19 protein-coding genes and 2 tRNA genes are annotated in these 19730 nt (G+C 66.3%); 9 read left to right on the top strand and 12 right to left on the bottom strand.

The genetic code is table 11. The features are described from left to right. Positions 1 to 241 precede the first annotated feature (241 nt). From uvrA to CJ014_RS13695, 5 genes are all read left to right on the top strand, one after another. Positions 242 to 3154: an excinuclease ABC subunit UvrA gene (gene uvrA, locus CJ014_RS13715; protein ID WP_100081046.1), complete on the top strand. Its 2913-nt coding sequence runs from the start codon at positions 242 to 244 to the stop codon at positions 3152 to 3154. Between the two features lie 313 nt (positions 3155 to 3467). Then, positions 3468 to 4286: a dihydropteroate synthase gene (gene folP, locus CJ014_RS13710; RefSeq protein WP_245427320.1), complete on the top strand. Its 819-nt coding sequence runs from the start codon at positions 3468 to 3470 to the stop codon at positions 4284 to 4286. Beyond that, entirely contained in the window at positions 4283 to 4654 is a 372-nt protein-coding gene (gene folB, locus CJ014_RS13705) for a dihydroneopterin aldolase (RefSeq protein ID WP_100081044.1), read from the top strand. Before folP ends, folB begins: the two co-directional genes overlap by 4 nt. Then, complete coding sequence (gene folK / locus CJ014_RS13700) at positions 4647 to 5117, top strand: 2-amino-4-hydroxy-6-hydroxymethyldihydropteridine diphosphokinase (RefSeq protein ID WP_100081043.1); 471 nt, start codon at positions 4647 to 4649, stop codon at positions 5115 to 5117. Before folB ends, folK begins: the two co-directional genes overlap by 8 nt. Positions 5118 to 5134: 17 nt before the next feature. Then, positions 5135 to 5818, top strand: coding sequence for a (5-formylfuran-3-yl)methyl phosphate synthase (locus CJ014_RS13695; RefSeq protein WP_100081042.1), 684 nt, complete (start codon positions 5135 to 5137; stop codon positions 5816 to 5818). Positions 5819 to 5870: 52 nt separating this feature from the next. Here the strand turns inward: CJ014_RS13695 and CJ014_RS13690 are convergent, their stop codons facing one another. The 3 genes from CJ014_RS13690 to CJ014_RS13680 form a co-directional block, all read right to left on the bottom strand. Next, the gene (locus CJ014_RS13690) at positions 5871 to 6617 is read right to left on the bottom strand and encodes a metallophosphoesterase family protein (RefSeq protein WP_100081041.1); all 747 of its coding nucleotides are present in this window, start codon (positions 6615 to 6617) and stop codon (positions 5871 to 5873) included. Positions 6618 to 6896: 279 nt separating this feature from the next. Then, complete coding sequence (locus CJ014_RS13685; protein WP_100081040.1) at positions 6897 to 9668, bottom strand: valine--tRNA ligase; 2772 nt, start codon at positions 9666 to 9668, stop codon at positions 6897 to 6899. Between the two features lie 88 nt (positions 9669 to 9756). Next, complete coding sequence (locus tag CJ014_RS13680) at positions 9757 to 9966, bottom strand: hypothetical protein (RefSeq protein WP_133121853.1); 210 nt, start codon at positions 9964 to 9966, stop codon at positions 9757 to 9759. A 123-nt stretch (positions 9967 to 10089) separates the two neighbouring features. Here CJ014_RS13680 and CJ014_RS13675 point away from each other — a divergent pair, with 123 nt between their 5' ends. Both CJ014_RS13675 and CJ014_RS13670 read left to right on the top strand, forming a co-directional pair. Continuing rightward, a complete protein-coding gene (locus CJ014_RS13675; RefSeq protein ID WP_100081038.1) occupies positions 10090 to 10986 on the top strand; it encodes a LysR substrate-binding domain-containing protein in 897 nt (298 codons plus the stop codon). A 121-nt stretch (positions 10987 to 11107) separates the two neighbouring features. Beyond that, positions 11108 to 11779 carry a hypothetical protein gene (locus CJ014_RS13670; protein ID WP_100081037.1) on the top strand — a complete coding sequence of 224 codons (672 nt, stop codon included), beginning with the start codon at positions 11108 to 11110 and terminating at the stop codon, positions 11777 to 11779. Between the two features lie 105 nt (positions 11780 to 11884). On the opposite strand, the gene CJ014_RS13665 is transcribed toward CJ014_RS13670, so the two are convergent. The 5 genes from CJ014_RS13665 to CJ014_RS13645 all read right to left on the bottom strand — a co-directional run bounded on the left by CJ014_RS13665 (position 11885) and on the right by CJ014_RS13645 (position 15907). Beyond that, positions 11885 to 12217, bottom strand: a complete 333-nt coding sequence (locus CJ014_RS13665; protein ID WP_100081036.1) for a YnfA family protein — start codon at positions 12215 to 12217, stop codon at positions 11885 to 11887. A 5-nt stretch (positions 12218 to 12222) separates the two neighbouring features. Then, on the bottom strand, positions 12223 to 12900 hold the full coding sequence (locus CJ014_RS13660) for a PopZ family protein (protein ID WP_100081035.1): 678 nt from the start codon (positions 12898 to 12900) through the stop codon (positions 12223 to 12225). A 257-nt stretch (positions 12901 to 13157) separates the two neighbouring features. Continuing rightward, positions 13158 to 14570 carry a TolC family outer membrane protein gene (locus tag CJ014_RS13655; RefSeq protein WP_207765749.1) on the bottom strand — a complete coding sequence of 471 codons (1413 nt, stop codon included), beginning with the start codon at positions 14568 to 14570 and terminating at the stop codon, positions 13158 to 13160. 393 nt (positions 14571 to 14963) lie between these two features. Then, the gene (locus CJ014_RS13650; protein WP_100081034.1) at positions 14964 to 15620 is read right to left on the bottom strand and encodes a protein-L-isoaspartate O-methyltransferase family protein; all 657 of its coding nucleotides are present in this window, start codon (positions 15618 to 15620) and stop codon (positions 14964 to 14966) included. Between the two features lie 213 nt (positions 15621 to 15833). Continuing rightward, positions 15834 to 15907 (bottom strand) — tRNA-Cys (locus CJ014_RS13645). Positions 15908 to 16131: 224 nt separating this feature from the next. On the opposite strand from CJ014_RS13645, the gene CJ014_RS13640 reads away from it, so the two are divergent. Next, on the top strand, positions 16132 to 17622 hold the full coding sequence (locus CJ014_RS13640) for a glycoside hydrolase family 1 protein (protein ID WP_100081033.1): 1491 nt from the start codon (positions 16132 to 16134) through the stop codon (positions 17620 to 17622). Positions 17623 to 17665: 43 nt separating this feature from the next. Here CJ014_RS13640 and CJ014_RS13635 read toward each other — a convergent pair whose 3' ends face one another. Together CJ014_RS13635 and CJ014_RS13630 are read right to left on the bottom strand one after the other, a co-directional pair. Beyond that, entirely contained in the window at positions 17666 to 17902 is a 237-nt protein-coding gene (locus tag CJ014_RS13635) for a hypothetical protein (protein WP_118847923.1), read from the bottom strand. Between the two features lie 445 nt (positions 17903 to 18347). After that, entirely contained in the window at positions 18348 to 18602 is a 255-nt protein-coding gene (locus CJ014_RS13630) for a PGPGW domain-containing protein (protein WP_100081032.1), read from the bottom strand. A gap of 260 nt (positions 18603 to 18862) precedes the next feature. On the opposite strand from CJ014_RS13630, the gene CJ014_RS13625 reads away from it, so the two are divergent. Further along, a tRNA-Asn gene (locus CJ014_RS13625) sits at positions 18863 to 18938 on the top strand. A gap of 104 nt (positions 18939 to 19042) precedes the next feature. Here the strand turns inward: CJ014_RS13625 and CJ014_RS13620 are convergent. Then, positions 19043 to 19426, bottom strand: coding sequence for a type II toxin-antitoxin system VapC family toxin (locus tag CJ014_RS13620; RefSeq protein ID WP_100081031.1), 384 nt, complete (start codon positions 19424 to 19426; stop codon positions 19043 to 19045). Then, positions 19413 to 19679, bottom strand: coding sequence for a type II toxin-antitoxin system Phd/YefM family antitoxin (locus tag CJ014_RS13615; protein ID WP_100081030.1), 267 nt, complete (start codon positions 19677 to 19679; stop codon positions 19413 to 19415). The genes CJ014_RS13620 and CJ014_RS13615 overlap by 14 nt, the downstream gene beginning before the upstream one ends. Between the last annotated feature and the right edge of the window lie 51 nt (positions 19680 to 19730).

Genomic DNA, 19730 nt, shown 5'->3' with positions numbered 1-19730 from the left:
TAGACGTTTCATGAGGATGTCGCAACCGAATTCCGAGATTTTCCGCGCTTTCTTCTCCAGGATCGCCGACATGGCAGATGCGCATGCCGGCGCCTTGCAGGTCGCCGGCCGATCCTGACAGGATGCGTCAGCAGGCCCGGACTAGCGTGGCGCGCCCGATGACCACCGGCTCACGCCTCCTGGGCAACATATTTTCCGCCTCCCGCCCTCCCCGGGAGATGCGACAAGGACGACGACAGACATGCCGAACAAGCCGACCAGCATTTTCGATCAGGCCCGGCGCTCCCTCTCGGTGCGCGGCGCGCGCGAGCACAATCTCAAGAACATCGACGTCGACCTGCCGCGCGACAGCCTGATCGTCATGACCGGCCTTTCCGGCTCGGGCAAGTCGTCGCTCGCCTTCGACACCATCTATGCCGAGGGCCAGCGCCGCTACGTCGAGAGCCTGTCGGCCTACGCCCGCCAGTTCCTCGACATGATGCAGAAGCCGGACGTCGACCAGATCGACGGCCTGTCGCCGGCCATCTCCATCGAGCAGAAAACCACCTCGCGCAACCCGCGCTCGACGGTCGGCACCGTCACCGAAATCTACGACTACATGCGCCTGCTGTTCGCGCGCGTCGGCGTTCCCTATTCGCCGGCCACCGGCCTGCCGATCGAGAGCCAGACCATCAGCCAGATGGTCGACCGCACCCTGGAACTGCCCGAGGGCACCCGCCTCTACCTGCTGGCGCCGATGATCCGCGGCCGCAAGGGCGAGTACCGCAAGGAATTCGCCGACCTGCAGAAGAAGGGCTTCCAGCGCGTCAAGGTCGACGGCAGCTTCTATCCGATCGAGGAAGTGCCGGCCCTCGACAAGAAGATTAAGCACGACATCGACATCGTCGTCGACCGTATCGTCGTCAAGCCGGACCTCGCCGCCCGCCTCGCCGACAGCTTCCAGACGGCGCTGGCGCTCGCCGACGGCATCGCCGTGCTGGAGCTGGCCAGCGTCGCCGAGGGCGAGAGCGAGCCGCGCCGCATCACCTTCTCGGAAAAGTTCGCCTGTCCGGTCAGCGGCTTCACCATTCCGGAGATCGAGCCGCGCCTGTTCTCGTTCAACAACCCGTTCGGCGCCTGTCCCAAGTGCGACGGCCTCGGCACCGAACTGAAGTTCGAGGCGGAACTGGTGGTGCCCGACGACAGCCTGTCCCTGCGCGGCGGCTGCATCCTGCCTTGGGCGAAGACCGGCGCCTCCTCGCCCTATTATGCGCAGACGCTCGAGGCGATCTGCCGTCATTTCAAGGCGTCAATGACGACGCCGTGGAAGGACCTGCCGCAGAAGGTGCGCGACGTCATCCTCACCGGCTCGGGCGGCGAGGAGATCGCCTTCACCTATGACGACGGCCTCAGGACCTACACCACCAGGAAGCCGTTCGAGGGCGTGGTCGGCAACATCGAGCGGCGCTGGAAGGAAACCGATTCCGAGATGGTGCGCGAGGAGTTGGGCCGCTTCCAGTCGGACCACCCTTGCGAGGCCTGCAACGGCTACCGCCTGAAGCCGGAGGCGCTCGCCGTCAAGATCGCCGGCCTGCACATCGGCCAGGTGACCGAAATGTCGATCCGCGAGGCGGCGGTCTGGTTCTCGGCGCTGCCGGACAAGCTCACCGCCAAGCAGAACGAGATCGCCGTCCGCATCCTGAAGGAGATCCGCGAGCGCCTGCGCTTCCTCAACAACGTCGGCCTCGAATACCTGACGCTGTCGCGCGCCTCGGGCACGCTGTCGGGCGGCGAGAGCCAGCGCATCCGCCTGGCCAGCCAGATCGGCTCCGGTCTCACCGGCGTGCTCTACGTGCTGGACGAGCCGTCCATCGGCCTGCACCAGCGCGACAACGACAAGCTGATCGAGACGCTGAAGCACCTGCGCGACCTCGGCAACACGGTGATCGTCGTCGAGCACGACGAGGACGCCATCCTCGCCGCCGACTACGTGCTCGACATCGGGCCGGGTGCCGGCGTCCACGGCGGCAAGATCGTCTCGGAAGGCACGCCGGCCGAGATCATGGCCGATCCGGCCAGCCTCACCGGCCAGTATCTTTCCGGCGCGCTGGCCATCCCGCTGCCCGACAGGCGCCGCAAGCCGCAGAAGAACAAATACATCCGCGTCGTCGGCGCGCGGGCCAACAACCTCAAGAACGTCACCGCCGACATCCCGATCGGCCTGTTCACCTGCGTCACCGGCGTGTCGGGCGGCGGCAAGTCGACGCTTCTGATCGACACGCTGTTCAAGGCGGCGGCGCGGCGCCTCAACGGCGCCCGCGAGCAGGCGGCACCGCACGACCGCATCGAGGGGCTGGAGATGCTCGACAAGGTGATCGACATCGACCAGTCGCCGATCGGCCGCACGCCGCGCTCCAATCCGGCCACCTACACCGGCGCCTTCACGCCGATCCGCGACTGGTTCGCCGGCCTGCCGGAAGCCAAGGCGCGCGGCTACGGGCCGGGCCGCTTCTCGTTCAACGTCAAGGGCGGCCGCTGCGAGGCCTGCCAGGGCGATGGCGTCCTGAAGATCGAGATGCACTTCCTGCCGGATGTCTACGTCACGTGCGACGTCTGCAAGGGCCATCGCTACAATCGCGAGACGCTGGAGGTGCATTTCAAGGGCAAGTCGATCGCCGACGTGCTGGACATGACGGTCGAGGAGGCCTGCGACTTCTTCCAGGCGGTGCCGGCCATCCGCGACAAGATGACGGCGCTGCGCGACGTCGGCCTCGGCTACGTCAAGGTCGGCCAGCAGGCGACGACGCTTTCCGGCGGCGAGGCGCAGCGCGTCAAGCTCGCCAAGGAGCTGTCGCGCCGGGCGACCGGCCGCACGCTCTACATTCTCGACGAGCCGACGACCGGCCTCCACTTCCACGACGTCGCCAAGCTTCTCGAAATGCTGCACGAGCTGGTCGAGCAGGGCAACACGGTGGTGATCATCGAGCACAATCTCGAGGTCATCAAAACCGCCGACTGGCTGGTCGACCTCGGTCCCGAGGGCGGCGACGGCGGCGGCCGCATCGTCGCCGCCGGCACGCCGGAAGAGGTGATGAAGGTGGATGCGAGCTACACCGGACGCTATCTCCGGGAGCTGCTCGACCGCCGTCCGCAACGGCGCAACGCGGCGGAGTGACCACCCCGGACGAATCCTTCCCGCCGGCCGGCCATCGCTTGCCGGCGGGATCGAAGGGGTTGACGTTCGCCGCCGCGGAGCCGGCGAGGTTCTGCAAGAGAGTCCGGAAAATCCGATAACTCATTGATTTTATATCATTTTTAAGACCTTCATGTATTGATTCAAGCGAGCCTGTCTTCACAAATTGAATCAGGTCGATCCTCATAATCTGAATCAGGATGAAGTCCTTCGGACACCGTGGTCGAACGGCCGCTTGCCAGCGACCGGCGCGCGGTCTACCTCAGAAGCCCGGCCCCCAGACGCGAGCATGCCCATGGTCCTTTCCCTCCTGCCCGACCTCGGCAAGCGCACGCTGGTGATGGGCATCCTCAACGTCACGCCCGACAGCTTTTCCGACGGCGGCCGCTTCGCGACGGTCGATACGGCGCTGGCCCATGCCCGCCGCATGACCGACGATGGCGCCGACATTCTCGACATCGGCGGCGAGTCGACGCGGCCGGGCGCCAGCGAGGTGTCGGCCGAGGAGGAGATCGGCCGCGTGGTGCCGGTGATCGAGCGCCTCGCCGCGGGCACATTTCCACCGCTGTCGATCGACACCTACAAGGCGGCGACGGCGGAGGCGGCCCTCGAGGCCGGCGCGGCCATCGTCAACGACGTCTGGGGCCTGCAGCGCGAGCCGGACATCGCGCTTGCCGCCGCCGCCCACGGCGCGCCGGTGATCGTCATGCACAACCGAGCCGACATCGACCCGGCGATCGACATCATCGAGGACATGAAGGCCTTCTTCGGGCGCTCGCTGGACATCGCCGGCAAGGCCGGCATTGCCGACGACCATGTCATCCTCGATCCCGGCGTCGGCTTCGGCAAGACGTTCGAGCAGAACCTCCAGGCGGTGGCGCGCGTCGGCGAGCTCAAGGCGCTCGGCTATCCCGTGCTGATGGGCACGTCGCGCAAGCGGATGATCGGCGCGCTGATCGGCCCCGACCGGCCGGTCGCCGAGCGGCTCCACGGCACCGTCGCCTCCAACGTCGCCGCCATCCTGGCCGGTGCCGACATCGTCCGCGTCCACGACGTCGCCGCCCACCGCGATGCCGCCGCCGTTGCCGACGCCATCAGGAAGGAGATGCGATGAGCGACCATATCCGCGTCCACCGGCTCGCCGTCTTCGCCCGCCACGGCGTGCTGCCGGAAGAGGCGGCGATCGGCCAGCGCTTCTTCATCTCGCTCGACGCGGCCGTCGATACCCGCGCCGCCGGCGCCAGCGACGACCTGACGAAGTCGGTATCCTACGCCGACATGGCCGACGTCGCCGTCGGCATCGCCACGGCGCGCCGCTTCAACCTCCTGGAAGCGCTGGCCGAGGCGATCGCCACCGACATTCTCGCCGGCTTTCCGCTGGTCGAGGCGATCACCGTCCGTATCGACAAGCCGTCGGCGCCGGTGCCGCACGTGCTCGACAGCGTGTCGGTGGAGATCACCCGGAGCCGCGCCGATGGCTAGGGCGGCGCTCAGCCTCGGCGGCAACATCGGCGACGTGCGCGCCACCATTGCCGGCGCGCTGCACCTGCTGGAGGCGGCCGGCGTGCATGTGGTCGCCCGCTCGTCGGACTATCGCACCCGCCCCTGGGGCAAGACCGACCAGCCGGATTTCACCAACGTCTCGGCCGTCGTGGAGACCGCCCTTTCCCCGACCGAGCTGCTCGCCACCTGCCTCGAGGTGGAGCGCCGGCTCGGCCGCGTCCGCCACGAGCGCTGGGGGCCGCGCGTCATCGACATCGACCTCATCACCTATGACGGCGTGCGCATGGACACGCCCGAGCTGACGCTGCCGCATCGCCACGCCCATGAGCGCGGCTTCGTCCTAATACCGCTTGCCGAGATCGCGCCGGACCTCTTGATTGGCGACAGGACCGTCGCCGAACTGGCGGCCCGATTCGCCAACGATCCGATCGAAAAGCTCTGACACGCCGGAGACCCGCCATGACCGCTCTTCAGGTGACCGTCGCCACGGCCGACGAGGCGCGGGCCGCCCTTGCCGCCGGCGTGACGGCGCTGTTCGCCGCCGGCCGTGCCGACGGACTGCCGTCCCCCCTGTCGGCCGATGCGTTGCGCGCCATCCTGGCGGTGGCCGGCGAGCGGGCGGAGGTGGCGGCCGCCGCCGGCGGTCTCACGCCCGACGGCCTCGCCGACCTGGCGGCGACCGGTGTCGCGGCGCTGGTGCTGCCGGTGCCGGAGGGGGACGCCGGCGCGGCGCTGCTGTCGCGGATCGGCCGATCGCTGGCAACCAGCGTCAGGCTGATCGCCGCCTTTCCGCCCGAGGCGGGGCCGGACTTCGATCTCATGCCGGTGGCGGCCATTGCCGGCTTTTCCGGCGTCTGGCTCGTGGCCCCCGAGGCGTCCGATGGCCTGACCAAGGCGGTCAAGATCGCCGACATCGCCCGCTTCATCGCCGCCGCCCGCCGATCGAAACTGACCGTGTCCCTCTCCGGCGGTCTGCGTGTCGTCGATGTCGGCACGCTGCTGCCGCTCCGGCCCGACCATCTCGGCTTCCGCGCCGCCGTATCGGAGAACGAAAATCCGGCGAAGCCGATCGATCCGGCGCGCATCCGCGCCGTCGCCGCCGCCTTCGCCATCCACGCCGCCCACACAGCGCCCGAGGCCTGAGACGTGCGGAGCCTTGCCCGAAACTCGCTGAGACGAGCGAGATGGCCGGGGCTCAGGCGATCCAGCCGCTTTCGAGAGCCGACGCCCACTCCGGCCGGCCGGCCTCGCGGGCGAGGCGAATGACATTGGCGGTGTCGTAGGGCACGGTGTGGTGCACCACGGCCCAGCCGGCGCATCGTTTCTCGGCGACGGCATAGCGGGCTTCCGGCGCGCCGACCTGCATGATGTGCACCGGCGCGTCGTCGGTGTAGCCTTGCAGGCCGACGCTGCCGGGGTTGACCACTATGGCGCCGGATTTCAGGCGGACGACGCGCGGCATATGGGTGTGGCCGCAGAGCAGCAGGTTCGATGGGCCGATGGCTGCGGCCGGCGTGCAGGCCCGCGCCTCGACAAGATCGCGATCGGCGAGCCGCATGCGGCCGCCCTCCACCGTCTCCAGCCAGTATTCGACGTCGGATGCCGGCGTGCCGTGCCAGGCGATCACCGGCCCGACCGACAGCGAGGCCGGCAGTCCCTTCAGCCAGGCGACATGCGCGCCGGAGAGCTGGTCGTAGGCGTGGCCGTCCGACGGCCCCATCTCGGAGCGCGGCGTGGTGACCAGCGCCCGGTCGTGATTGCCGGCGATGCAGGCGATCGGCGAGGCCATCAGCATGTCGGCGGTTCGCCGCGCCTCCAGCGGTCCCGAAAGATGGTCGCCGAGGCAGATGGTGGCGTCCACCGAACGGCCCGCGAGATCGTCGAGCACGGCGGCCAGCGCGTCGGCGTTGCCGTGGATGTCGGAGAGGATGGCGATGCGCATGAAAGCGTCCTGAGAATTGTTCGCAATCCTTAGCGGATTCGACCCCTCTCTCCAACTCTCCCCCTTGTGGGGGAGAGGGTTCGTCGAGCCGAATGACGTGAACTTTCAAACTGATAAGCTCTGAACGGAACCACACCGCGCCCTCTCCTCCTTGTGGGGAGAGAGTTGGAGAGAGGGGTAACCCAACAAAAACAAAGCCTTGTGGTCGGTCCAGAAACCGAAATGGGCCCCACGCATCGCGATGGGGCCCACAATCGATCGTCTCATACGCGCTAATGCTCAGGCGAGCCGCGCCAATGCCTCGCGTACCTTGGCGAGCCGCTCGGCATAGCCTTCGCGCTTGGCCTTCTCTTCCTCGACCACCTCTTCCGGCGCCTTGGCGACGAAGGCGGCGTTGCCGAGCTTCTTGTCGATGCGCTCGATCTCGCCCACCAGCTTGCCCTCCTCCTTGCCGAGGCGGGCGCGCTCGCCGTCGAGGTCGACCACGCCGGAGAGCGGCAGGGCGATGACGCCGTCGGCGGTAACGATCTGGGCCGACTGGCCGGGCGCCACGTCGGCGGTGGAGGCCTCCGACACACGGGCGAGGCGCAGGATGGCCGGCGTGTGGGTGGCGAGCCAGCTCTTCACCTTTTCGGACGCGCCGACCAGCACCAGCGGCAAGAGCGTTGCCGGTGCGACGTTCATCTCGGCGCGCACCGAGCGGATCTCGGTGATGACGCCGATCAGCCAGTTGATCTCGTCGGCGGCATCGGTCGTCTCGCGGCTGCCCTCAGGCCAGGCGGTCAGCACCAGCAGGTTGTCGCGGGCCGGGCCGGTCTCGCCGGTCTGCGCCCACAGCTCCTCGGTGATGAACGGCATGAAGGGATGCAGCACCTTCAGGATCTCGTCCATCACCCAGGCGCAGGCGGCGCGCGTCTCGTCCTTGGCCGGGCCGTCGTCGCCGGTCAGCACCGGCTTGGTGAACTCGAGATACCAGTCGCAGAACGAGTTCCAGACGAAGCGGTAGATGGCGCCGGCCGCGTCGTTGAAGCGGTAGGCGTCGAGCGCTTCCGACACCTCTGCTTGCGTTTTGCGCACCTCGGTGACGATCCAGCGGTTGAGCGTCTCGATCGCCTTGTCGGGATCGAAGCCGGCGACGCGGACGCAGCCGTTCATCTCGGCGAAGCGGACGGCGTTCCACAGCTTGGTGGCGAAGTTGCGATAGCCGCCGACGCGGCTGGTGGCGAGCTTGATGTCGCGCCCCTGGGCGGCCATGGCGGCCAGCGTGAAGCGCAGGGCGTCGGCGCCGAATTCGTCGATCAGGTTGAGCGGATCGATGACGTTGCCCTTGGACTTCGACATCTTGGCGCCCTTCTCGTCGCGGACGAGAGCGTGGATGTAGACGTCCCTGAAGGGCTCGGTGCCCATGAAGTGCTTGCCCATCATCATCATCCGGGCGACCCAGAAGAAGATGATGTCGAAGCCGGTGATCAGCACGTTGGTCGGATAGTAGCGCTTCAGTTCCGGCGTCTCGTCCGGCCAGCCGAGCGTCGAGAACGGCCACAGCGCCGACGAGAACCAGGTGTCGAGCACATCCTCGTCGCGCTTCAGGTCAACCGCCTCGCCGTAATGGGCCCTGGCCTCCTCGGCGGCGGCGGCCTCGCTCTCGGCGACGAACACCTTGCCGTCCGGTCCGTACCAGGCCGGGATCTGGTGACCCCACCAGAGTTGGCGCGAGATGCACCAGGGCTGGATGTTCTCCATCCAATCGTAATAGGTCTTTTCCCAGTTCTTCGGCACAAAGGTGGTGCGGCCTTCCTTGACGGAAGCCAGCGCCGGCTCGGCCAGCACCTTGGCGTTGACGTACCACTGGTCGGTCAGGAAGGGTTCGATGGGCACGCCGCCCCGGTCGCCGTGCGGCACTTGATGGACGTGCGGCTCGATCCTGTCGAGAAGTCCAGCCATCTCGAAGGCTTCGACAATCTTTTTCCGAGCGTCGAAACGGTCCAGCCCATGATAAAGAATCATGGCCGACGCGGCTTCAGCGCGAGCCTCTGGATCATCGGGAACACCAATCAAGAAATCGGCGTTGCCCTTCAGCGTCACGGACGCTTCGACATCCAGAATGCTGATCGGCTTCAGGCCATGCCGCCTGCCCACCTCGAAGTCGTTGAAGTCGTGCGCCGGGGTGATCTTCACCGCGCCGGTGCCCTTGGTCGGGTCCGAATACTCGTCGGCGACGATCGGGATCAGGCGGCCGACCAGCGGCAGCTTCACCGACTTGCCGACGATCGCCCTGTAGCGCTCGTCGGTCGGATGCACGGCAACGGCCGTATCGCCCAGCATGGTCTCGGGCCGGGTGGTGGCGACGACGATATAGTCGCGCGTCTCGAACTCGGTCGGCTTGCCGGCTTCGTCGAAGGCGATCGGGTGCTGATAGGTGACGCCATCCGCCAGCGGATAGCGGAAGTGCCAGAGATTGCCCTTCAGCTCGGTCTGCACGACCTCGAGGTCGGAGATGGCGGTGAGCAGCTTGGGGTCCCAGTTGACGAGACGCTTGTCCTTGTAGATCAGCCCTTCGCGATAGAGCTGGACGAACACCTTCAACACGGCCTTGGAAAGCCCGGCGTCCATGGTGAAGCGCTCGCGCGACCAGTCGCAGGAGGCGCCGAGGCGCTTCAACTGGCCGACGATGGTGCCGCCCGACTCGGCCTTCCACTCCCAGACCCGCTTGACGAATTCCTCCCGGCCGATCTGCCGGCGATGGATCTGCCTTTCGGCCAGCTGCCGCTCCACCACCATCTGCGTGGCGATGCCGGCGTGGTCGAGGCCGGGCTGCCAGAGCACGTCGAGGCCGCGCATGCGCTGCAGGCGCACGAGGATATCCTGCAGCGTGTTGTTGAGCGCGTGGCCCATGTGCAGCGAGCCGGTGACGTTCGGCGGCGGAATGACGATGGTGAAGGTGTCCTTGCCCGGCTTTTTGCCGGCGCCGGCGGCGAACGCCTTCGCATCTTCCCAGGCCTTGGCGATGCGCGGCTCGACGTCCGCCGCTTCGAATGTCTTTTCCAGCATGATCCGACGTCTTTTTCCTGTCGTCTTGGGGTGAGCGACGGTTAGCCGCTGCGCCCCCGAAAATCAACAAGAAGCGCCCTTTCCGCCGTCAAAACCGGTCCATTCCACCCCGATGCCCGGCCGCCCGCCGCATCGCCGCCTCGGTCGCCCGGCCATCGGCAAGCCCGATGTCCCGCAGCATGTGGTCGTTGAGGTCCTCGACCTTTCCGTTTCGCCACCGCTGGAAAGAGCCGAAGCTGTCGGCCAGCGCCGCCAAAAGCGGAAGAAAGATGGCGCGCCCGCGGTGGCGCCGGACCATGGGCTGATCCACGCAAGTCATTGTCATATCCCTTGATCCGTTGATGCGGTGGGAGCAATCTCTGCCGGAAAGCCGAATGTTTCCAATCGAACCTTCGTCTCTACCCATAAAGAGAGCTTATCCATGAAGCAGGGCCGACAGATGCCGCTCAACGCGCTCCGGGTGTTCGAGGCGGTATCGCGCCTGATGAGCTTCACCCGCGCCGGCGAGGAGCTCGGCATGACGCAGACGGCGGTGAGCTATCAGGTGAAGCAACTGGAGGGCCTGCTGGGCGAGTTGCTGTTCCGCCGGCGGCCGCGGCGCATCGAGCTGACCGAAGCCGGCGAACGCCTGATGCCGAAGGTCGGCGAGGCCTTCGCGCTGCTCGAGGAAGCCATGGCGGCGGCCCGGACGGCGGTCGACGAGCAACTGGTCATCAGCACCACGCCGACCTTTGCCGCCCACTGGCTGGCCCGCCGCATCGGCAACTTCCAGCTCGGGGCGCCGCATATCGCCGTGCGGCTGATCACCGACAACGCCCCGATGGATTTCAGCCGCGACCCCGGCGACGTCGCCATCCGCTTCGGCAAGGGCGACTGGCCGGGCCTCGTCGCGCACCACCTGATGGAGGTCGAATGCGCGCCGATGCTCAGCCCGACGCTGCTCGACTGGGTGAAGCCGCTCGACAGCCCGCGCGACCTCCTCAAATGCAAGATCATCGACCCCGGCGACCCCTGGTGGCGGCTCTGGTTCGACGCCGCCGGCGTGCCCGACGCCGATCTCGAGGGACGACAGCGCAACCTGTTCGGCTCGCAGACGCTGGAGGCAAGCTCGGCGATCGCCGGCCACGGCGTCGCCATCCTGACGCCGGCCTTCTACCGCGAGGAGCTGGCGAGCGGCCGGCTGGTCATGCCGTTCGACCTCGTGTGCAGCGACCAATCCGCCTATTGGCTGGTTTATCCGGAGAGCCGCCGCAGCCAGCCGAAGATCCGCGCCTTCCGCGACTGGCTATTGCAGGACATCGAAAGGCACCCGCTGTAACGGATCGCTTCGTTAACAAAACGCCCCGGCTCGTTAACCTCATTTTCCTGAGATTTCCGCGCCTGGTTTTGCAAAATGCCACGTCTAAAGCTGCAGAGGGAGTTTTTCCCGGAGGCAGCAGATGTCGTCCCTTTCGGCCCTGACCAGCAATACCAGCAGCCTTGCCGCCCTTTTCGGGTCGTCGAGCAGCAAGGGAACATCGGCCGCCACCGCCTTTGCGTCCCAACCTTCCGACCAGCAGGATGGCGGGTCGACATCCGGCACGCTGTCGTCCGGCAGCGCCTTCTCGTCGCTCGGCGGCGACATGCAGTCGGCCCTTCTGTCGTTGCAGGAGGACATGGGCGGCACCGACGGCGCCATGCCGCCGCCACCGCCTCCCCCGCCGGAAACGGCGGCGGATTCGGACAGCACCGACACCGCCTCCGGCACGACATCGACCACCGATTCGACCGCGTCGACCGCCGACGGCTCCTCGTCCGCGAGCGGCGGCGCGTCCGGCGCCTCCGGCACCGGCGAGAGCAAGGAGGTGGTCAGCACCACCTACCTCGACAATCCCGACGGCAGCACGACCATCACCGTCAGCTATTCCGACGGCTCGACCAGCGTGACGACCACCGGCGGCCAGGGCCAGTCGGCCTCCGGTTCCGACTCGTCGAAGACAAGCCTGCCCTACAGCCTGGGCGCCGGAAACGGCGCGGCGAGCAGCGCCAGCCTGTCGCAGACGGTGAGCAATCTCTATGCGAGCGTCGCCAACGGCGCCGCCGTCATGAACTCGGCCGGCGTCGCCGCCTGACAGCAACTTAGATCGCTCTGCGTCCGTCAGGACGCAGAGCGATCTCGTCTTTTGTTATCGCATCGGATGTTCCGAAAACCGGATTCCACTTTTCGGTCCGATGCTCTAGCCGGCTGTCGCCCGCGGCCCGAGGAGAATGATCGCCGCGCCGACAAGGCAGATCGCCGCGCCCGTGAGATCCCAGCGATCCGGCACCTGCCGCTCCACCGCCCACAGCCAGACCAGCGAGGCGGCGATGTAGACGCCGCCATAAGCGGCGAAGACGCGGCCGGCGGCGGCGCTGTCGATGCGCGTCAGCACCAGCGCGAACAGGACGAGCGACAGCAGGCCCGGCAATGTCCACAACATGGACTTACCAAGGCGCAGCCAGGCCCAGAAAGCGAAGCAGCCGGCGATTTCGAAAAAAGCCGCCAATAGCTGAAGAAGGAGGGACTTCACGGCGCTCAGCGCCCGCGCGACACGCGCTCGATCTCGGCGCGCACCAGCCGTTCGACGATCACCGGCAGGTTCTCGTCGAGCCAGGCGCGCAGCATCGGCCGCAGCATCTCCTTGACGAGATCGTCGAGCGTCCGCGCGTTGGCGGCGAGCACGGTATGGCTCAACTGGCCGAAGGCGGACTGGACGGTGGCGCTGGCCGCGGCGGAGACCAACGGCTCCTCGACTTCGGGCTCGGGAGCCGGACGGGCGCGCGGCGCTGCCGCCTTCGGCGGCTCGGACGGGAGCGGCTCCGAATCCGGCTCGGCAAAGGCAACCTCGGCCTCGTCGTCCTTCAATCCTTCCACCAACTCGAGCGCCGCGGCTTCGTCGACCGTGGCGACATCCGCGAGGTCGAGCACTTCCGGCTCGTCGCCGTCGTCGGCGTCGTCGACGTCCATCTCCGGCTCGTCCTCGTCGTCGCCGGACTGGGCGAACAGCTTGTCGAGATCTTCCTCGGAAATATGCTCGTCCTCGAGCGCCGGCTTGGCCATGGTCTCGACCTCCCGCTTGGGAGCAGCCGCCTTGGCCGGCGCGGGCTTGGGCGCCGCCGCCTCCTTGCCCTCGGGTTCGTCGGCAATGATCCGCCGGATGGAAGCCAGGATCTCTTCCATTGAAGGTTCGGCGGACGCAGCTGCCTTGGCCATGGGTCTCTACTCCGAGTGGGTCGCCCCACCACCTGCTACACCGTCGGTCACAGCCTGCTCCGGCGCGATGCCCGGGTGGATCGGCTCCCGACCGCCCTTTTGCGGCGACACCCGAACGCCGGCAAACGTGCCGGTCAGCCGGCCGGGTGCCGGCAACAGCCTGATTCGACCCCTGAAGTATAGATTAGTTAACGCCGCTGAAAACGGTTTGCGCCGGAAATGCGGCGGTTATCCCCGATGCCCCCGCCTTTGGAAGATCAGCGGCCATCCGGCGTGCGCAGCCCGATCCACTTGTCGCGGACCTGCTCGTAATGATGCTCGGGGCGGTAGGCGGCTATCTTGAGGCCGAGCCGTTCGCGATCGAGGCGCCCCATGGCGGCGACGACGCTGTAGCTCGCCACGACAAGCTGCGCCCTGGCACTGACCTCCGACAACCGCGCATCGATCAGCGTGCTCTGGGCATTGAGGACGTCGAGCGTCGTGCGTTGACCGACCTTCTGCTCCTCGACGACCCCTTCCAGCGCCAATCGGCTTGCCTCGACCGATGCCTGGGCCGCCACGATCTGGGCCTTGGCCGATTCGAGCGTGCTCCAGGCCTGGGTGAGCGCCGCGTCGACCGACATGCGGGCCACGTCGACCTGCAATTTGGCCTGACCGAGCTCTTCCTTGGCCTGGCGGACGGAGGAATATTCGCCGCCGCCCTGGTAGATCGGAATGGACAGCACGGCGCCGATCGACGCATCGAGCGTACGCGACTTGTCCGGGGTATCGGAGGAATTGGTCGAACTCGAAGTCAGCGTATGGCCGAGCGATCCCTGCAGGGACAGCGTGGGCAGCAGCGCGCCTTCCTCGATCTCGACATTGTAGGCGGCGGTATCGGCGTTGTGGATCGCCGCCCGGATGGCCGGATGCTCCCTACGCGAGGCATCGACAGCCGCCGACAGCTTGGCCGGCATCAGCTTGGTGACGGGGCCGGGATCGCGAAGGCTCTTCGGCGCGTGGCCGACGACCTTGACGTAATTGGCCTGGGCGGTGAGCAGGTCGGCCTGCGCCACGCTGACGGCCGACGTCGCGGCGGCCATCGCCGCCTCCGCCTGCGACACGTCGGTGCGCGTACCCTCGCCCACCGAGAAGCGGTCGTTGGCGGCGCGCACCTGTTCCTTGAGGAAGGCGACGTTGGACTTGCGAAGCTCCAGCACCTGTCCGTACATGATGACCTGCATGTAGGCCGACGCGGTGTCGAGCAGCGTCGACTGCTCCTTGGAGCGAAGCTGCTCGCGCGACGCCTTTACCGCCGCTTCCGCCCGGTTGACGCCGTTCTCGATGCGACCACCGGCGTAAAGCGGCTGGATGATGGTGATCTGGCTCTGGACGGCGCCGGTATCGGTATAGGTGCTCGCCCAGTCGGTATAAGGGCGAAACCGGTAGCGGGTATCGCTGGCATTGTACGAGGCGGATATCTGGCCGGTGATGGTCGGCCGCCCCTGGGCGAGCGCCTGGGGCACGTATTCGTCGGCGGCGCGCGTTCCGGCCCGCTGGGCGTTGAGATCGGGGTTGTTGGCGTAGGCGGCCGACATCGCCTCCTGCAACGATTCCGCCGAGGCGACGCCGGACATGGCGACAAGGAGGCCAAAGGCGGCCGACAGATACAGGGAGGGACGGAACGCCACGACACACCTCATTTTCATCGCCGACCCTTGCGATATAGCCGGCCATCGAAGCCTGGTCTTCTCACGCCTGCGCGAGGACGCCGGCCGATCGCCACATTCGCTAACAAAAAGTTAACCGCTGGCGACGGACTATAGCCGATGAGCGGACGAACGGAAGCGCGGCCGGCGGCGCGGCGGCGAATTCAGTCAAATCGATGCACAGAAATCACAGCCGCCAGCCAAGACCAACCGCGCGGCTTTACGCTGGCGGAGGAAGGCTACGGTCGTATGAATCGTACCGTTACAGCGCGGACTAGACCGTCGTGCGTCCTAACGGACGCAAAGTGACGATCTAGTTTCTTGTTGTCGCATCGGATTTTCCGAAAACCGGAGTCCACTTTTCGATCCGATGCTCTAGAAAGCAAAAGTCTCGGCCGCCTGAAATCCCGGCAGCACGGGAACCGATGCATTGAACAGCGCGCGGCCGGAAACGCCGGCGTCGCCACGCGTATAGAGCTTGGCCTTGGGAGCGCTGCCGCCTTCCTCGACGAAAAGCAGCCGGCCGCCCTTGGCGAGCTGGCCGGCGACGGTTTCCGGGAACGTGGCAACGGCACCGTTGAACAGGATGACATCGAACGGCGCGGCGTCCGCCACGCCCTTGACGAGCGGCGCCTCGACGACCGCGACGTTGGCGAGGCCGGCCAGCCGGCGACGGGCGATGGCCGCCAGATCCGGATCCTGCTCCAGCGCCACCACCGATCCGGCAAGGCGGGCCAGCACGGCGGCGCCATAGCCGGAGGCGCTGCCGACTTCCAGCACCTTGTCGGTCGGCTTGATGCCCGCATATTGCAGCAGGCGAGCCAGCACCATCGGCTGGATCAGGACGCGCGCCGCGCGGCCTTCGCCGAGCGGCAGGTCGCGATCGAGATAGGCAAGCGGCTTCTGATCCTCCGGCGCGAAGTCCTCGCGCGCCACCTCGCCCATCGCGTCGATGATGCGGAGATCGGTGACGTCGTTCGGCCTCACCTGGCCATCGACCATCTTGGTGCGCAACGCCGGAAAATCGATCATGGATCGCAAGTCCCCTGCCGGAATTCTCTGCCGGTTCCTCCAATAGCCGCCCCCCTCATCCGAAACAAGGGCTTCTACGCAGCTTTGCGGAGTGACCGGACAGGGATCGCCCGCGAAAAGGCGGAGCGGCTCGCCCATACAGCCGGCCGGCGCGACGCTCAAGGCAAGACCGCATCCCGCGAAGGCGGGAAATCCAATGTATTTTCCGGAAACTGGAGGCCACGGAGGGAATCGAACCCCCGTACACGGATTTGCAATCCGCTGCGTAACCACTCCGCCACGTGGCCCCATGGGGAAGGCTTCATAAGCGAGCGCGGCGGCGTAGACAAGGGGCAACGGGCGAAAATCACCAGGCCGGAGAGCTTTGCCATCTCCCGTCCGTCTTGCCCTCGACCGGCGCCGGCCGGCGGCCGTCGTCTGCCCGCCGACAGGTGACAAGCCGGCGCAACCGGGGATAAGTTCTGTTCCCGACCGCCGGGCCAGTCGCTCGCCCCGGCAGATTGGGTGGACCATGGACCATCACGCCTCCCGGACGCTTTCGACCGCAACGACAGCCAGCGTCCCCGGCGCCGTGCCGGACGCCGATATTCGCAAGGCACGCTTTCCCGACGGCTTCCTCTGGGGCGCGGCGACCGCCGCCTATCAGGTGGAAGGCGCCTGGAACGAGGACGGCAAGGGCGAATCCATCTGGGACAGGTTCACCCACACGCCCGGCAAGGTGCGCGGCGGGACAAACGGCGACGTGGCCTGCGACCAGTATCATCGCTACGAGGAAGACGTGGCGCTGATGAGCAAGCTCAACCTCAGGAGCTATCGCTTTTCCATCTCCTGGCCCCGCATCCAGCCCACCGGCACCGGCGCCCCCAACATGAAGGGGCTCGACTATTACAGCCGGCTGGTCGACGCCCTGCTCGCCGCCGGCATCCGTCCCTGGTGCACGATGTATCATTGGGATCTGCCGCAGGCGCTCGAGGATCGCGGCGGCTGGCCCAACCGCGATCTCGCCGGCTACTTCGCCGATTACGCCGGCATCCTGGCAAAGCACCTCGGCGACCGCATCACCACGTGGGCGCCGTTCAACATGCCCTGGGCCATCGCCTACATGGGCTATGCGGCCGGCGCCTTTCCGCCCTGCCGCACCAGCCTCGTCGATTTCCTCAAGGCGGCGCATACGCTGGGTCTGGCGCAGGGACAAGCGCATCGCGCCGTCAAGGCGGCCTCCGCCAGGGCGAGTTTCGGCAGCGCCTACGAGATGGCGCCCGCCTATCCGAAAACCGCCGGCGAGGCGGACCGGGCCGCGGCGGAGCGCTATCACGCCATGAACAACGTGTTCTTTCTGGAAGCGGCGATGACGGGGCGCTACCCGAACGCCTTCGTCGGCGAAGCACCGCTGGACCTGATGGGCTTCCGGCCCGGCGACGAGACCATCCTCAAGGCGCCGCTCGACTGGATCGGCCTTCACTACTACACGCGCCGCGTCGTTTCGGACGCCAGCGACCAGCAGCATTTCGGCGGCGGCAGCTTCAGCGGCACGGAAATCGAATCCGGCGGGCCGGGCGGGCGCGATCCCTATACCCGGTTCAACGCCGAAATGCCCAGGGAAGGGCCGCTCACCGAAGCCGGGCTGGAGCTATGGCCGCGCGGCATCTACGATCTGGTGACCCGGATTTCGCGGGAATACGCGGGGCTGCCCATCGAGATCACCGAGAGCGGATGCAGCTATCTCGATGCGCCCTACGAGGAAGAAAACAGCCGGGTGCCGGATGTCAGGCGGATCGAATGGTATCGGCAGGTGCTCGCCGAACTCGCCCGGGCAATCGCCGACGGCGCCAAGGTTCGGGCGTTCCATGCCTGGACGCTGCTGGACAATTTCCAGTGGGCCGAGGGCCACACCGAGCGCTACGGCCTGATCCATACCGATTTCCGGAACCAGAAGCGCACGATCAAGGATTCGGGGCTGTGGTTCAGCCGCGTGGCCGCCACCAATCGGCTCGACTGGTAGCGGCCGTTTTGTGCGAGGGTTTCATGCGAGCGGCGACCATCATTCAGATGGCGACCGCCAGTTCGGCGGGGAAGGCGACCCGGCCAAACGGCTGATCCACCGTGCTGCGGCTGGCGAGATGACGCTCGGCCGCCCGCTCGGCCTCGGCAACCGAGCCGTAGAGCTCGCCGTCGAGATCCCAGACGTCATACTTGACGGCAACGAAACGCACCTGATCCCCGGCGGGGGCGGCAACGGCGACGGCCTTTCCGGCCGCTTCGATGACAATTGGCTTGGACATAATATTGCTCTCCTGGTCTTGCGCCGGTGGCGAGACCATCATCCTGTCGATTACGTTTTTCGTGAAAAGTGTCAGATGCTTAGCAAAGACACATTCGCCATTGGCGTTTCGAGCCAAGATGATTGGGGCGGATCGTCGAACGGCATACATTCGTGCGCGCGATCCGCGTGAGCGAAATATTTGTCATTCTGACCTCCTTTCCCAAGAACGAGAGAGCATTTCTCTCTGGGACAAACCGATACTGATCAACAACGACCGAAATGTGACATCGTCCGATTTGACTGATTGTCGCGTCCTGACGACATCGCGGTGCCATCGCGCCTGTCCTGTATTCAACCTGCCACAAGTGGAGACGGCACTCCAGAAACGAAATATCAAAGTCGGGCACAATCGCGTGAAGTGATTCCCGAGAAACGCTCAACCGGCGTGAAGCTCGGTCGTTAGCCTAGGCGGAACCAACGCCGCGCCCTTTCCAGCGATTGTAGCGGCGGAGCACCCAGACCTCGGCCCGCCGCCGGAACCGGCGAGCCAGAGGCGAATCCACCGAGAGAATGGCGAGGCCGACCGGAATCATCCAGAAGCCGACGACGGGCAGGAAGCCGACCAGCCCCATGCCGACGAAGGCGAAGCCCATGACGACGCGGAGAAGCCGGCTCCTTGGCAATCGCACCGTCCGTCCCCAGAGCTTCATCTTCGACATGGATCGCCTTTCATCGCCGTCGGCTTTCCGGCAAAAACCGGTCCCGGACAGATAGGAAAGCGCTTGTCCCTTTTCAAAGGCCGCCGCCCGGACGTGCGGGAAAACACTGGCGCGGCGAACGGAAAAGCCTTGCCGGCTCATACCGTTAGCCGCCGGATATCCACCCTCTCCGGCCTTTTCGCACCGCGCTCGCATTTTCCTTGCCGAGGGGGCTTTGCAAACCGGAACAGCTTTGTTATACGCACCGCCACCGAAGCTGTTCCGCGATAGCTCAGTTGGTAGAGCAGGTGACTGTTAATCACCGGGTCGTAGGTTCGAGTCCTACTCGCGGAGCCATCGGTTTCCCAATGAAATCAGTATGATAGATCTATTTGCGCCGTGCCGCGAGGCTGTCGCATATGCGTCGTTCGGCGCCTCGTGAAGAGCCTTGCGGCGCGGCGCTACAGGACAGGCTTTATATCGGTCCGCGCGAAATCATCGCCGACATAAAGCAGCGGACATCCGTATTCGTTCGCCACCTCGTAGGAGAAGCAATCGCCGAAATTCAGGGCGGCCGGGTGAACGCCCTTGCCCCATTTCCGGTAGAATTCGGCAATGCGGCGGGCCGAAGCCGGCGTCACGCTGACGATCTCGAAGCCGAGCCCATCGATCAGCCGCTCCATTTCCTCGCCGGTATTGCGCCGCTCGCCGACGATCAGCGCTTCGGCCACCGTACCGGCGGAAATCAGCAGACGATCCTCCACTTCGAGCGCCGCGGCGCATGCATCGGCCTCCGGCTCGCCCAAAAGGATTGCCATCAGCGCCGACGTATCAACGGCGATCATCGGGAAGGCCATTCTCGTCGTAGAGAAAATCCTGGCTGCGCGCGGCGCTCGGGCCGCCCGCCACCTTTTCGGCGGCGGAAGCCCGAACCGCATCGAGCAGCAGCTTGCGGGATTTCGCGTCGGCCACCGGTTTGACCGGAACGAGCCGTACGGCAGCATGGCCATGGCGGGTCAGGATGATTTCATCTCCCCGTTCCGCACGCCGCATCAACTCGGTCAGCTGACCTTTGGCTTCCGTGACCGATATTTGCATGACCACGCTCCTGCCGAGCCCATTCGAAGCCTCCGAAATTTAGACCATCAT

The sequence above is a fragment of the Pleomorphomonas carboxyditropha genome, from assembly GCF_002770725.1.
Taxonomy (GTDB): domain Bacteria; phylum Pseudomonadota; class Alphaproteobacteria; order Rhizobiales; family Pleomorphomonadaceae; genus Pleomorphomonas; species Pleomorphomonas carboxyditropha.
Note: the sequence above shows the minus strand (reverse complement) of the source record. Positions and strands in the feature narration are given on the sequence as shown.